The organism is Methylobacterium sp. J-118 (genome assembly GCF_057836565.1).
On sequence record NZ_JBYQFA010000001.1, the window covers coordinates 887,578 to 900,654 of the forward strand.

14 protein-coding genes are annotated in these 13,077 nt (G+C 71.7%); 9 read left to right on the forward strand and 5 right to left on the reverse strand.

Annotated elements, in window-relative coordinates:
• The first annotated feature begins 99 nt into the window (after nucleotides 1-99).
• The 3 genes from AC3IF3_RS04280 (at nucleotide 100) to AC3IF3_RS04290 (ending at nucleotide 2,178) form a co-directional block, all read left to right on the forward strand.
• Nucleotides 100-606 (forward strand): DUF6468 domain-containing protein, encoded by a 507-nt coding sequence (locus AC3IF3_RS04280; protein ID WP_489227440.1) that lies wholly within the window; start codon nucleotides 100-102, stop codon nucleotides 604-606.
• A complete protein-coding gene (locus AC3IF3_RS04285) occupies nucleotides 603-1,454 on the forward strand; it encodes a MotE family protein (protein WP_243972224.1) in 852 nt (283 codons plus the stop codon). Before AC3IF3_RS04280 ends, AC3IF3_RS04285 begins: the two co-directional genes overlap by 4 nt.
• 124 nt (nucleotides 1,455-1,578) lie before the next feature.
• Entirely contained in the window at nucleotides 1,579-2,178 is a 600-nt protein-coding gene (locus AC3IF3_RS04290) for a cysteine hydrolase family protein (RefSeq protein WP_243972226.1), read from the forward strand.
• Between the two features lie 36 nt (nucleotides 2,179-2,214).
• Here AC3IF3_RS04290 and AC3IF3_RS04295 read toward each other — a convergent pair whose 3' ends face one another.
• From AC3IF3_RS04295 to AC3IF3_RS04310, 4 genes are read right to left on the reverse strand one after another with little or no spacing between them, the layout of a single operon-like run.
• On the reverse strand, nucleotides 2,215-3,507 hold the full coding sequence (locus AC3IF3_RS04295; RefSeq protein WP_489227442.1) for a leucine-rich repeat-containing protein kinase family protein: 1,293 nt from the start codon (nucleotides 3,505-3,507) through the stop codon (nucleotides 2,215-2,217).
• Nucleotides 3,508-3,510: 3 nt separating this feature from the next.
• On the reverse strand, nucleotides 3,511-3,702 hold the full coding sequence (locus tag AC3IF3_RS04300; protein WP_243972230.1) for a DUF1192 domain-containing protein: 192 nt from the start codon (nucleotides 3,700-3,702) through the stop codon (nucleotides 3,511-3,513).
• A gap of 10 nt (nucleotides 3,703-3,712) precedes the next feature.
• Entirely contained in the window at nucleotides 3,713-4,933 is a 1,221-nt protein-coding gene (locus AC3IF3_RS04305) for a phosphopentomutase (RefSeq protein WP_489227444.1), read from the reverse strand.
• A 2-nt stretch (nucleotides 4,934-4,935) separates the two neighbouring features.
• Nucleotides 4,936-6,573: an ABC transporter ATP-binding protein gene (locus AC3IF3_RS04310; protein WP_489227446.1), complete on the reverse strand. Its 1,638-nt coding sequence runs from the start codon at nucleotides 6,571-6,573 to the stop codon at nucleotides 4,936-4,938.
• Between the two features lie 93 nt (nucleotides 6,574-6,666).
• Between AC3IF3_RS04310 and AC3IF3_RS04315 the strand changes: the two genes are divergently transcribed.
• The 6 genes from AC3IF3_RS04315 (at nucleotide 6,667) to AC3IF3_RS04340 (ending at nucleotide 12,447) form a co-directional block, all read left to right on the forward strand.
• The gene (locus tag AC3IF3_RS04315) at nucleotides 6,667-8,091 is read left to right on the forward strand and encodes a CoA transferase (protein WP_489227447.1); all 1,425 of its coding nucleotides are present in this window, start codon (nucleotides 6,667-6,669) and stop codon (nucleotides 8,089-8,091) included.
• Between the two features lie 31 nt (nucleotides 8,092-8,122).
• Nucleotides 8,123-9,034 (forward strand): lytic transglycosylase domain-containing protein, encoded by a 912-nt coding sequence (locus tag AC3IF3_RS04320; RefSeq protein ID WP_409564872.1) that lies wholly within the window; start codon nucleotides 8,123-8,125, stop codon nucleotides 9,032-9,034.
• Nucleotides 9,035-9,117: 83 nt separating this feature from the next.
• A complete protein-coding gene (locus AC3IF3_RS04325) occupies nucleotides 9,118-10,020 on the forward strand; it encodes an alpha/beta hydrolase (protein WP_243972238.1) in 903 nt (300 codons plus the stop codon).
• Between the two features lie 289 nt (nucleotides 10,021-10,309).
• A complete protein-coding gene (locus tag AC3IF3_RS04330) occupies nucleotides 10,310-11,644 on the forward strand; it encodes an O-antigen ligase family protein (RefSeq protein WP_489227448.1) in 1,335 nt (444 codons plus the stop codon).
• A 23-nt stretch (nucleotides 11,645-11,667) separates the two neighbouring features.
• Nucleotides 11,668-12,042, forward strand: a complete 375-nt coding sequence (locus AC3IF3_RS04335; protein ID WP_489227450.1) for a hypothetical protein — start codon at nucleotides 11,668-11,670, stop codon at nucleotides 12,040-12,042.
• A gap of 228 nt (nucleotides 12,043-12,270) precedes the next feature.
• The gene (locus AC3IF3_RS04340) at nucleotides 12,271-12,447 is read left to right on the forward strand and encodes a hypothetical protein (RefSeq protein ID WP_489227451.1); all 177 of its coding nucleotides are present in this window, start codon (nucleotides 12,271-12,273) and stop codon (nucleotides 12,445-12,447) included.
• Nucleotides 12,448-12,589: 142 nt separating this feature from the next.
• Here the strand turns inward: AC3IF3_RS04340 and AC3IF3_RS04345 are convergent, their stop codons facing one another.
• On the reverse strand, nucleotides 12,590-13,027 hold the full coding sequence (locus AC3IF3_RS04345; RefSeq protein WP_489227453.1) for an acyl-CoA thioesterase: 438 nt from the start codon (nucleotides 13,025-13,027) through the stop codon (nucleotides 12,590-12,592).
• Between the last annotated feature and the right edge of the window lie 50 nt (nucleotides 13,028-13,077).

The following is a 13,077-nucleotide window of genomic DNA, read 5'->3' on the forward strand; positions in this document are numbered from 1 at the left end:
CGCCGGCTTTCGGAAAAACACGATGCCGATCAACAAGCTAGCCCAGCGTCTAGGGTCCGGTGCCCCGGACGTTGGGCGAGGATCGATGAGGGTCCCATCATGAGTCTCTTCGTCACCCTCGCCACCGACATCCTGGTGGCGGTCCTCCTGGCAGCGACCATCATCACATCCCTGCGGCTCTCGCGCCGGATCGGTCAGCTCAAGGGCGACGAGGGCGCCCTCCGACAGACGATCGGCGACCTGATGGTGGCGACCGGCACCGCCGAGCGCGCCATCGCGGGGCTGCGTGCCGCGATCGACGAGGCCGACCGCACCCTCAATGCCCGCCTGGAGGCCGCCGCGGCCCGCACCGTCGAGCTGTCGCAGCAGGTCGAGGCCGGGGAGGCCGTGGTCGCGCGGATCGGAGCAATCGTGGCGCAGATGCGCGCCGTGCCGGCCCGGCCGGAACCGGCGCCCGCCGCGCCGGCGGCCCCCGAGCCGGCGATGCCGACGCCGCGGCGTGCCGAACCCGCGAGCCCGAACGGCGAGCGCCTCGGCGCCGCGGCCGCGGCGGCCCTCGCCATGAGCGAGCGCGCGCTGGCCCGCGTCCGGGCGCGCGCCGCGTGACCGGGGTCAAGGCTCCGAAGATCCCGCCGCCGAAGCCGGATCCCGAGGCGAAGATACGCCGCGCCGGCACGGCGCTCCGGCGCTCCCGCCCGAAGACCGTGCGGCCGGTGCGGCTGCGCCTCATCGATGCCGTGGCCCTCGCGGCGGGCGGGCTCCTCGTCCTGAAGCTCCTCAGCCTGCTTCAGGCCGGCCTGCCGGAGAGCGGTCTTCTGCCGGATTATGGACGGGCGGTGGCCCGGGCCCGCACCGGTTTCGACGTGTCCGATCCCGTCACCACCGGATCGGTCGGCACCAAGGCGGAGCCAGCCGAGCCCGAGAAGGCGCCGGAACCGCCCCCGGCCCAGCCGGCCGCCGCCGCGGCTTCGGCATCCCCCACCGAGCGCGCGATCCTGGAGAAGCTCGGCGCCCGGCGCGACGCCCTGCGCCAGAAGAGCGACGAACTGGAACTGCGCGAGAAGATGCTGGGCGAGGCCGAGCGGAAGCTTGAGACCGGGCTCGGCGATCTCAAGAAGGCCGAGGACAAGGTCGACGCGGTGGCCAAGGCCAAGGAGGATTCCGAGAAGCAGGGCCTCAAGAACATCGTCACGATGTACGAAGCGATGAAGCCCAAGGATGCCGCCCGGGTGTTCGACCGGCTCGGGCACGAGGTGCTGGTCCCGATCGTTCTGGCCATGAACCCGCGCAAGATGGCCGAGGTTCTGGCGGTGATGCAGCCGGAGACCGCCGAGCGCCTGACCGTGGCGCTCGCCAACCGCGCCCGGGGTGGTGCCGGGACGCAGGTCCAGGCCGGTGCGGGTCTGCCGGCGAGCGAGCTTCCGGCGATCGATCCCGGTCCGCCGGCACGGTAGCGCAGCCCCCCGGCTTGCCGCGCGTCTGGCGCGGGGCCACGGCGCTATGATTTATGGTGCGGGCTCGGACGCCCGGTGTAGGATCCCGCCCAAGAGAACGCCGTCGCGCCCCGGGAGCAACCGCATGTCCGATCTGGCGACCCTCCGCGGCCTCTCCGGCCTCAGCCCGGAGCCGGCCCCGCTCGCGGGCTCGGCACTCGTCATGATCGACTTGCAGCAGACCTATCGCGAGGGGGTCATGCGGCTCGACGGCGTCGAGAGCGCCCTCCGCGAGGCGGCGGATCTCCTGCGGCGTGCGCGGGCGGCCGGCATCCCGATCCTGCACGTGCGACACGATGCCGGGCCCGGTTCGCCCTACGACGTGACCGCTCCGATCGGCCAGATCAGTCCGGAAGTGTCCCCGCAGGGCAGCGAGCCGGTGATCACCAAGGCCTATCCGAATTCCTTCGTCGGCACCGACCTCCAGGCTCGGCTCGAGGCGACGGGCGTTAGGGACGTCGTGCTGGCGGGCTTCATGACGCATATGTGCGTGAATTCCACCGCCCGCGGCGCCTTCACGCTCGGCTTCCGCCCGACCGTGGTGGCCGCCGCCACTGCCACGCGCGAGCTGCCCGGCCCGGACGGCAGCGCGGTGCCCGCCGCCCAGCTCCAGGCTGCGAGCCTCGCCGCGCTGGGCGACCTGTTCGCCGTGGTGGCGCGCCGGCAGGCCGACATCCCGGACTGAGCCGCGCGCGCGAATCCCGGGCGAGACGCGCCCCCGCTAGGCTGAGGCGGATAGCCGTCGCAGCGTGGCGGCCACCTCCGCCGGTCCGGGACGCCGGGCCGGGTCTGCGTGCAGGCAGACCTGTTCCAGGGACCGCAGGTCCGCCGGGGGCTGAACGCAACGGTCGAGGAGTTCGCCGAGCAGGATCCCCAAGGCCCGCACCTCGATCCGTCCGAGCGCCGCCTCGCCCTCCCCCGCCGGCAGCGCCGAGGCGGCCCCGAAGTCGCTGAGCACGGCCGCACCGGTCCCGGCGTCCCACAGCGTGTTGTGGGCGTAGACGTCGCCATGGAGCAGGCCGCGCCCGTGCAGGTGGGCCACCGCCTCGGCCACGGATTGCGCGATCCGCAGGACCTGCTCCCGATCGAGCCGCAGATCCGGATCGTAGACGTCGCGGCTGCAACTCGCGAGGCTCGGCGGTCCGGCGAGGACGCGCCAATGCGGCGGCAGCAGCCGGAGCAGCAGACCCTGGGTGCCGTCGGGATGGCCTTCGAGCCGGCCGAGGGCACCTGTGAGGGCTGGATGCGTACCGGCCGCCAGGCAGGCTTCCATCTCGCGCTCGGGCAGGCCGTCGCTGGTCATCGCCCCCTTGAACAGCTTCAGCGCCACGGGCTCCCCGCGCCACGATGCGCGATGGACCCGGCCCGAGGCCCCCTCCCCCAGGAGATCGCCGACCGCCACCTCCCCCCAGGGCACGCGCGCGGCCGCCGCTGGCTCCGTCGCCGGCTCGGCGGGATTGCCCGCATAGGCGATCCAGGCGAGGCGCGGCAGCCCGGTGAGCCAGGGCGGCAGGGCGTCGAGCCGGTTGCAGGATAGGCGGATCAGCTCCAGATTGTCCGCGGCCGCGAGGCCCTCGGGCAGATGCGCGAGCCGGTTGCCCGCCAGCATCAGCTTCTGCAGGTGCGGACGGGCGCCGATTGCGTCAGGAAGAGTCCCGATCCGGTTGTCGGTGAGGGTTAGCCAGCGCAGGTCGCGCGGCAGCGACTCCGCCGGCACCTCCCCGATGCCGCAGCCGCGGAAGCCGAGCTGGCTCAGCGTCGGGCAGTCGCCCAGGACCGGCGGCAGGCGCGGGAACGGGTTGCCGGAGGCGAACAGCACCCGCAGGCGGTGCAGGCGGCCGAGATCGGCGGGCAGGTCGGTCAGGCTGCCCCTGCCGAGGTCCAGCACCTCCAGCGTGTCGGCCAGCGCGAAGACCTCCCGCGGGACTTCCGTGAGCCCGTCGGGCAGCCGCAATTCGCGGGCGCCGCCAAGCTCACCGCGCCGCAGGGCCGCAAGCGTTTCGGTCCGGTCCAACCCTCAGCCCCGCTTGAAGAAGGCGTCGGCCGCCCCCTGCGCCGCCTGCTTGGCCGCCCGCGCCGCCTCGATCCGGGCGATCTCGGCCCGCAGCAGCGCGATGCGCGCGTCGAGGTCGGAAAGCGACAGCGTATCGAGGGGTTGCCCGATCTCGTGGACCGCGGCCTTGCGCGGCCGTTCGTCGTCGTCCCGCACGTCGTCCTCCCTACAGGAACGGTCGTCCGGCGCCGTCCCAGGGCAGGCCCAGATGGGCCGCCACCGTGGCGCCGATATCCGAAAGGCTGTCCCGCCGGCCGATGGAGCGGGGCGTCACGCCGGGTCCGAAGGCTAGGACCGGCACCTGCTCGCGGGTGTGGTCGGTCCCGGTCCAGGTCGGGTCGTTGCCGTGGTCGGCGGTGATGATGGCGAGGTCGCCGGGGCGGAGCGCCGCCTGGATCTCCGGGACCCGGGCGTCGAACGCTTCGAGTTCAGCGGCATAGCCCGGCACGTCCCGGCGATGGCCGTACTCGGTGTCGAAATCCACGAGGTTGACGAAGACCAGGCCGCCGTCGGGCAGGTCGGCCAAGGCATCGAGGCCCGCTTGCAGGCAGGCGGCGTTCGGACCCGGCTTGATCTCGCGGCCGGTGGCCCGGTGGGCGAAGATGTCGCCGATCTTGCCGACGCTCACGATGCTCCGGCCGGCCGCCTCGGCGCGGTCGAGCAGGGTGCGGCCCGGGGGTGCCACCGCGAAGTCCTTGCGGTTGCCGGTCCGGCGGAACCCTGCGTCCGCCGAGCCCACGAAGGGACGGGCGATGACCCGGCAGACCCGGTACGGATCGCACAGCCGGCGCGCCACGCGGCATAGGGCGTAGAGCGCTTCCAGGCCGAAGGCCTCCTCGTGGGCGGCGATCTGGAACACGCTGTCGGCGGAGGTGTAGCAGATCGGCCGGCCGGTCCGGACGTGCTCGGCTCCGAGCTCATCGATGATGGCGACGCCGGGGGCGTGCCGATCGCCCAGGATCCCGGGCAATCCGCCCTCCGTGATCAGGGCCTGCGTCAGCGCCGCCGGGAAGGCCGGCCGCGTCTCGGGGAAATGGCCCCAGGGTTCGGGCATCGGCAACCCGGTGATCTCCCAGTGGCCGGACGGTGTGTCCTTGCCGGCGGCAATCTCCACGGCATGGCCGTAGGCGCCGGCCGGCCGGCCCGCGGTGTCGAGACCGGGCGGGATCCGGCCCGAAGCGCCGGCGGCGGCGAGCCCGAGGCCGAGGGCGGAGAGATGGGGCAGGCGCAGCGGGCCGGCGCGGAGCCCCGCCCGGTCGCCCAGACCCGCCGCACAGCGTTCCGCGATGTGTCCCAGGGTGTCGGAGCCGGCATCCCCATAGGCATCGGCGTCGGGGGCGCCGCCGATGCCGACGGAATCGAGGACGATCATCAGCGCGCGCGGCACGGTCAGACGGGCTCCAGCTCGGTCGGCGCGTCGCTGTCGAGGGCGAAGGCGGCCTTGAACAGGGCGCGCGTATAGGCGGTCCGCGGATCGGCGAAGATCGTCTCGGCGGGGCCTTCCTCGACCACGCGGCCGTTCTGCATGACCATCACGTAGTTGGCGAGCGCCCGCACGACCTTCAGGTCGTGGCTGATGAATAGATAGGCCAGCCCGCGATCCCGCTGCAGGTCGCGCAGCAGGGTCACGATCTGGGCCTGGACCGAGCGGTCCAGAGCCGAGGTCGGCTCGTCGAGCACCACGAAGCGGGGGTTCAGTACGATGGCCCGGGCGATGGCGATGCGCTGGCGCTGGCCGCCGGAGAATTCGTGCGGGTAGCGATCCATGGCGGCCGGGTCCAGGCCGACATCGGCGAGCGCCTTCGAGACGACCGCCCGGCGCTCGGCCCGGCCGCGCACGGCACCCTGCACCACCAGCCCCTCGGCGACGATATCGGCCACGGACATGCGCGGCGACAGCGAGCCGTAGGGGTCCTGGAAGACGACCTGCATGTCCCGCCGCAGGGGCCGCATCTGCGCCACCGTGAAGCTGTCGATCGTGCGGCCCAGGAACACGATCGGCCCCTCCGAGGCCGTCAGCCGCAGCAGGGCGAGACCCAGCGTGGTCTTGCCTGAGCCGGATTCGCCGACGACGCCCACGGTCTCGCCGGCGCGGACCTTCAGCGAGACCCCGTCCACCGCCTTGACGTGGCCGGTGACCCTCCGGAGCAGGCCGGTCTTCAGGGGGAACCAGACCTTGAGCGGCCCGGCCTCGAGCAGGTTTGCGGCATCGGCCGGGACCGGGTTGGCGCGGCCCTTCGGCTCCGAGGCGATCAGGCGCCTCGTGTAGTCGTGCTGCGGGTCGGCGAAGACCGCCTTCGTCGCCCCCGCCTCCACGATCCGGCCCTTCAGCATCACGCAGACCCGGTCGGCGATCCGCTCGACGATGCCGAGATCGTGGGTGATGAACAGCATTGCCATGCCGAGGCGCTTCTGCAGGTCGGCGAGGAGCGCCAGAATCTGCGCCTGGACCGTGACGTCGAGGGCGGTGGTCGGCTCGTCGGCGACGAGCAGGTCCGGCTCGCAGGCGAGCGCCATGGCGATCATCACCCGCTGGCGCTGGCCGCCGGAGAGTTCGTGCGGGTAGGCGCCGAGGCGACGCTCCGCGTCGCGCAGGCCCACGAGGTCCAGCAGTTCGAGGATGCGCCGGCGGGCGGCGCGCCCCGTCAGGCCGCGGTGGAGCCCCAGGACTTCGCCGATCTGCCGCTCGATCGTGTGGAGCGGATTCAGCGACGTCATCGGTTCCTGGAACACCATGGTGATGTCGGCGCCGCGGACGTCGCGCATCGCGCGTTCCGGGAGGGTCGCGAGGTCGCGGCCCTTGAACAGGATCCGGCCCTCCTGGCGCGCCGCCCCGTCGAGGAGCCGCAGGATCGCGAGCGCCGTCACGGACTTGCCGGAGCCCGATTCGCCGACCAGCGCCACGGTCTCGCCGCGCCGGATGGTGAAGCCGATCCCGTCGACCGCCGCCGTCTCGCCCGCGCGGGACCGGAAGGCGACGGACAGGGTCTCGACGGCCAGCAGCGGCTCGGATTCATCCAACGTCATGCCGCTCCTTATAGCGCGCGGGGCCAATGACCCTAGTCTATCTTGCTGCGACGATGGTCCGCCCGGTCGCGGCGGATCGGACGGGAGATCGCGATGACGGCCGGATCCCACGCCTTCGCCGCCCAGATCTGGCAGGCCCTCGACGGGCCGACCGGCGCCCTCGACCGCCTGCACGTCACCGGGATGGGCGCCCTGCCCTCGGCCTTCGCGGTGAGCGACCTCGCGGCGGGCTCGGTCGCGGCGGCCGCGCTGGCGCTCGCCGAGGTCGCGGACCTGACGGGGCCGGTGACCGTGGACCGGCGGCTCGCCTCGTTCTGGTTCGCGACGTCGCTGCGGCCGGAAGGCTGGCGTGTGCCGGCGCCCTGGGACCCGGTGGCGGGCGACTACGGGACGCGGGACGGCTGGATCCGGCTCCACACCAACGCCCCGCATCACCGGGCGGCGGCCGAGCGGGTGCTCGGCGCCCAGGCGGATCGCGCCGGCATGGCGCGGGCGGTGGCAAACTGGGACACGGGCACCCTGGAGGCCGCGATCCTGGCCGAGGGTGGCTGCGCCGCCGAGATGCGCGGGCTCGACGCCTGGGCCGCGCACCCGCAGGGCCGTGCGGTGGCGGCCGAACCTCTGGTGGCGCTGGCGCCGTGTGGCGGCCGGCCGACGAATGCGGCGGCATCGGGCTGGGCGCCCCGGCCGGGGCGCCCGCTGGCCGGCCTGCGCGTGCTTGACCTGACGCGGGTGCTGGCCGGGCCGGTGGCGACGCGCTTTCTCGCGGGCTTCGGGGCCGATGTACTGCGCATCGACCCGCCCGACTGGACCGAGGCCGCCATCGAGCCGGAGGTGACCCCCGGCAAGACCTGCGCCCGCCTCGACCTGCGCCGCGACGCCGACCGGGCCACCTTCGACGCCCTGCTGGCCGGGGCGGACGTGCTGGTCCACGGCTACCGGCCCGGCGCGCTGGACGGGCTCGGCTACGGGGCGCGCACCCGGTCGGACCTGACGCCGGGCCTCGTCGAGGTTTGCCTCGACGCCTACGGCTGGACCGGCCCCTGGGCCGGACGGCGCGGCTTCGACAGTCTCGTCCAGATGAGCACCGGGATCGCGCAGGCCGGGCAGGATTGGCGCGGGGCCGACGCTCCGGTGCCGCTCCCGGTCCAGGCCCTCGATCACGCCACCGGCTACTTGATGGCGGCGGCCGTGCTTCGGCTGCTGAGCCGGCGCCTGTCGGACGGCACCGGTGGCCGGGCGCGACTCTCCCTCGCCCGCACGGCCGCCTTCCTGATCGAGGCGGGTGCGGCTCCGCCCGAACCGGCCTTCGCGGCCGAGACCGCGGAGGATTGCGCGCCGGACATCGAGGCAACGGCCTGGGGCCCGGCGCGGCGCCTGCGGCCGCCGGTTGCCATCGCGGGCGCCCCGATGCGCTGCGAGCGGCCGGCGCGTCGTCTGGGGGAGGATGCACCGGCCTGGGCGACCGATGAGCACGGTGCCGTGATCGGCCGCGCCCCACCCTGTCCGACGGATTGATCCGCAACCGGAGGTCGCTACAAGCGCCGGTGTGGACATCTCACGCCTGCGCCACGGCGCGCTCCTCGCCCTCTTCCTCCTCGGCTCGGCCCGTCCGGCCGCCGCCGTTCCGTCCGAGGGGGCGACCGAGACCGTCGAGCAGGCGCTGTGCCGCCTGATCGACGAATCCGCCAAGGCCCGTGCCCTGCCGGTGCCGTTCCTGACGCGGCTGATCTGGCGCGAGAGCAGCTTTCGCGTGGGCGTCGTCAGCCCGGCGGGGGCACAGGGCGTCGCCCAGTTCATGCCCGGGACTGCCCGTGAGCGCGGGCTCCTCGACCCGTTCGACCCCGAACAGGCGATCCCGCACGCCGCCCACCTGCTGGCGGACCTGAAGAGCCAGTTCGGCAATCTCGGGCTCGCCGCGGCGGCCTATAACGGGGGGGCGGCCCGTGTCAGCAAGTGGCTGGCCGGGGATGGCGGCCTGCCCGCCGAGACCCGCGCCTACGTGGCCGCCATCACGGGCGTCCCGGCCGACGATTGGCGCACCGGTCCCGCCAAGGCGATCGAATACCCGGAAGGCGGCGCGCCCAAGAAGCCCGAGACGGCGGACGCGAAACCGGAGCCGGCGCAGACCTGCCTTCAGGTCACCGCCAGCCTGCGCATCCCGTCCCGCGGCGATCGCTTCGCCCTGGGGGCCAACGAGGGCCCGGCCGCGCCCTGGGGGATCCAACTCGCCGGCAACTTCTCCAAGGCGCTGGCGCTCCAGAGCTTCAACCGGGCGCGGAGCGCCTATGCGGGGGTGATCGGCGACGTGCGGCCGATGATCATCGGCACGCGCCTGCGCAACCGTGGCACCCGGGCGTTCTACCGGATCCGGATCCCGGCACAGAACCGGCAGGCCGCCGACGACCTGTGCGGCCGCATCCGCAAGGTCGGCGGCGCCTGTTTCGTGCTGCGGACCTGATTTTTCGCGCGCCGCCGCGCGGCCGTCATCAATCCGCCCCGAGCCTGGCGCGGTATGGGCCGGTCGCGACAACCGGACGGGATATGACACGGCTCTTCACTGCGCTTGCCAGCCTGCTCTGCCTCGGGCTCGCCGCGTTCGGCCTCAACGCGGCTTCGCCGCTCGCGCTGTTCGACGCGATCGGCCCGCGGGATCCGGGCGGGCGCCTCGCCGCGAAGGACCAGCCCTTCGGTGAAGGGTCGCGGCGGCGGCTCGACGTCTACGTGCCCGCCGCGGCCGCCGAGAACGCCCCCGTGCTGGTGTTCTTCTACGGCGGCTCCTGGCAGAGCGGCTCGAAGGACGACTACGCCTTCGTTGGACATGCGCTCGCCGCCCAGGGCTTCGTCACGGTGCTGCCGGACTATCGGCTCTATCCCGAGACGGCGTTCCCGGGCTTCCTGGAGGACGGCGCCGCGGCGCTCGCCTGGGTGCGCGACAACATCGCGGCCTATGGCGGCGACCCGCGCCGGATCGTCCTGGCCGGGCATTCCGCGGGGGCCTACAACGCCGTGATGCTCGGCCTTGACCCGCGCTACGTGATCGCGGCCGGCGTCGATCCCAAGGCGATCAAGGCGGTGGCCGGCCTGTCCGGCCCCTACGATTTCCTGCCCCTCGATCAGGACACCACAATCAAGGTGTTCGGACAGGCGCCCGACGCGGCCGCGACCCAGCCGGGCAGCTTCGTCGGACCGCTGTCACCCCCCGCCTTCCTGGCGACCGGCGATGCCGACACGGTGGTGAAGCCCCGGCACACCGTCAGCCTCGCCGCGCGCCTGCGCGCCGAGCATGTGCCCGTGCAACAGCGGATCTATCCCGGCCTCGACCACAAGGACACGCTGCTGGCTCTGTCGGTGACCTTCCGCTCGAAGGCCCCGGAACTCGCCGAGATGGCGGCGTTTCTGATGCGCCAATCCGCCAGCCGGTCGCAGTACACGATGCGGCGCTGAACCCGGAAAACCTTCGTCAAGGTTAGTGCGCGATCGGTGGGTGCAACTTTTGATTTGCCATCGCCCGGGCCGGGTCCGGGACTAAGATGAGGCTGCGGCCAACCACGCCGTCCCAGACAGAAGCCACGAACGTCCGACCCAATTCTCTCATCCTCGGGTGCCGGAGCGCGGCGGAGCCTTCCTTCCGGGCCCGCTGACGCGGTCGCCCCGAGATAAGAGAAGTAGGTGGGATCACCGGGATGCTTCTCTGGGACCTCGATGGGTCGCGGGTTCGGCGGTGGAACGGGACATGGCTTCTGCGGACGCGGCGATCGGGATCCCCGCCGAGGGGCGGCACCAGGGCATCGCCGGCCGGGATGTTCCGGACGTGCTGCGCGTGCTCCTGAACGGGGCGGTCTTCGTCCTCCTCTGGAACCACGTCTGGCTGAAGGACCTGTCCGATCGCTCGATCCTGGCGGCCTCAGAGGACGGCAGCCTGCTGACCCAGGTGCTGTTCCTCGCCGCCGGTGCCGCCATGGCGGCGGCGATCCACCGGATCGGCGTGCGGCACCTGCGCCCGCTGATGACGCGGCCGCTCCTGCTCTGCGCCCTCTGGCTCGGCCTGACGACCCTCCTGTCCATCGAGCCGGGCCTGTCGCTGCGGCGGCTGGCGCTGTTCGCCATCGCCGCCATGCTCTCGGCGGGTGTTTTGATCGTCGCCCGATCCCCGCGGCAATTGGCGTTGACCATGGCCGGGGCGGCCCTGGTGATCGTGCTGTCCTCTTACCTGGCGGTGGCCTTCGTACCGAGCCTCGCGATCCATTCGGCCTTCGACGTCAATTCCGATCCGAGCCATCCGGGCCTCTGGCGCGGGATCTTCCCGCAGAAGAACGAGGCCGGGGCCGCCATGGTGATCCTGGTGATCGTCGGCCTCTACGTCGCCGCAGCGGCGAGCCGGCTCCTGGGCTGGGGGATCGTGCTGTTGGCGGCGGGGTTCCTGGTGGCGAGCGGCTCCAAGACCGCGATCCTGCTGCTGCCGGTGATCCTCGCCACCACGGGGCTTTGCCAGATTCTGACCGGGGGCCTCGCCCGGGGCCTTCTGCTCCTCGGCCCGGTGGTCGGGTTCTCGCTGATCTCCATCGGTTCCGTCCTGGTGCCGCCGATCCAGGACGCGGTCGGGGCGCTCCTCACCGACGCGACCTTCACGGGGCGCAGCGAGATCTGGCAATTCGCCATCGACAACATCCTGATCCGGCCCTGGCGCGGCTGGGGGCTCGGCGCGTTCTGGATGACCGAGCGGACCATGTATGCCGGCTCCGAGGAACTGACCTGGGTCAACACCGTCGATCACGCCCATAACGCCTATCTCGACACGGCGCTGATCGGCGGTCTGCCGCTCCTCGCGCTCACCGTGGCGGCCTTCGTGCTCGCCCCCGTGCGCGACCTGCAGCGTGTGGCCGGCGGCGGCCGTCTGGACGCCGAGACGCTGCTGTTCCTGCGGTTCTGGTTCCTGGGCCTCGTCTCGGCCTCGTTCGAGACGGTTCTGTACAACGGCAACAACGCCACCTGCTGCATGTTCATGATGGCGGTGTTCGGCCTGCGGCTGCGCACGCGCTACGCGCTCGCCGGCAATCGAGGCGGCTGATCCGCCTGTCACGCCGCGCCGTCATGGCGAGCGTCGCCCTCGACGGCGTGACACCGGCCCGCGATGAGCCGGCTTCACCGAACTCCGCCCACGCGACGGCGCGGCGGGTCTCGTCCGCCGGTCTCGCTGATGACGGCCATGGGGTGGATTCGAAGCGATTTGATAGGGGATCCGACGTTCAGCGCATCGTCCTGAAGATCTCAATCAGGACGATGCGCTGGGTCTCTGATTTTGCATCATCATTTTCCGAAAGCCGGAAATTATGTCTCGGGATGATGCTTGGGGCACATCCGTTCACGCAGATCTCGGTCCACGACAGTCGTGTGTTAATGGCCTCGGCTAGCGTGACCACCCCCTCATCCGGGCAGATCACCAAATTCACATTTAAAGGGAAGTAGCGCGGATCCCCTGGCTTTGCTTGCAGGAAGATAAGAAGATCACCGACGCCAGAACTGAAGCAAAGCCACATTCATCGTCGGTCACGAAATCATACGCAGCTGATTTGGTCTTTTGCATGCCAGCCAAAATTGTGTAAATTTTAGTCGCACCGGTCGATCACCGATTAGCGTGATCTCAATATCTTACTTGCACCATCCCACCTGAGGTGTTCGTTCGGACTTTCACGGATGGCAAGCAGCATCGGATCGGTCACCCCGCGCGGCGCGGACACCCTATCATTCAAACCCCTGGGGCAGGCGCAATCGGCCAAGTCGGTCCAGGCGGCACAACAGGCTTCCCGGACGCAGGCGGGAGTCGCGACAGCGCAGCAGGCGCTCGCCGACGCCAACAGCGTTGTCGATTAGGACAAGCGCAATCATAGCCCCAGCTGCGTCGCCTGCGACCAGAAGCTGGTCGATAAGGCGCAGGCACAGCTCGCTCACGCCAAGGCGTCTGCGAGCGACGACAACGTGCAGACGCCGCCCGCACCTGGCACCACCGTCGATATCACGGCGTAATCCCGCCCACCTCCGGCGGCACCGGCCGCGGGCGCCGGTCGTCGCCGATCGCCACGAAGGTGAAGGTCGCCTCCGTCACCTTCATGGTGGTCTCGCTCGCCCGCTCGCGCCGCCAGACCTCGACCTGAATGCGGAGGGACGAGCGCCCGACCGTGACCAGCCACGCGTAGAGGCTGACCTCGTCGCCGACGAAGACCGGATGATGGAACGTGATCGCGTCGACCGCGATGGTGGCACAGCGTCCACGCGAGCGTCGGGCCGCGACGTTGCCGGCCGCGAGATCCATCTGCGCCATCAGCCAGCCGCCGAAGATGTCGCCGGCCGGGTTGGTATCGGCGGGCATCGCGATGGTGCGGATCACCGGCAGCCCGCGATCGGTCGGTTGCGAACCCGCGTCGGCGCCGGCCGCGCTCCCCTCGTCAGCCATCGATCGGATGAGTCCCCGCCGTCATTGCTTGGAACTTCTCCAGCCAAGCT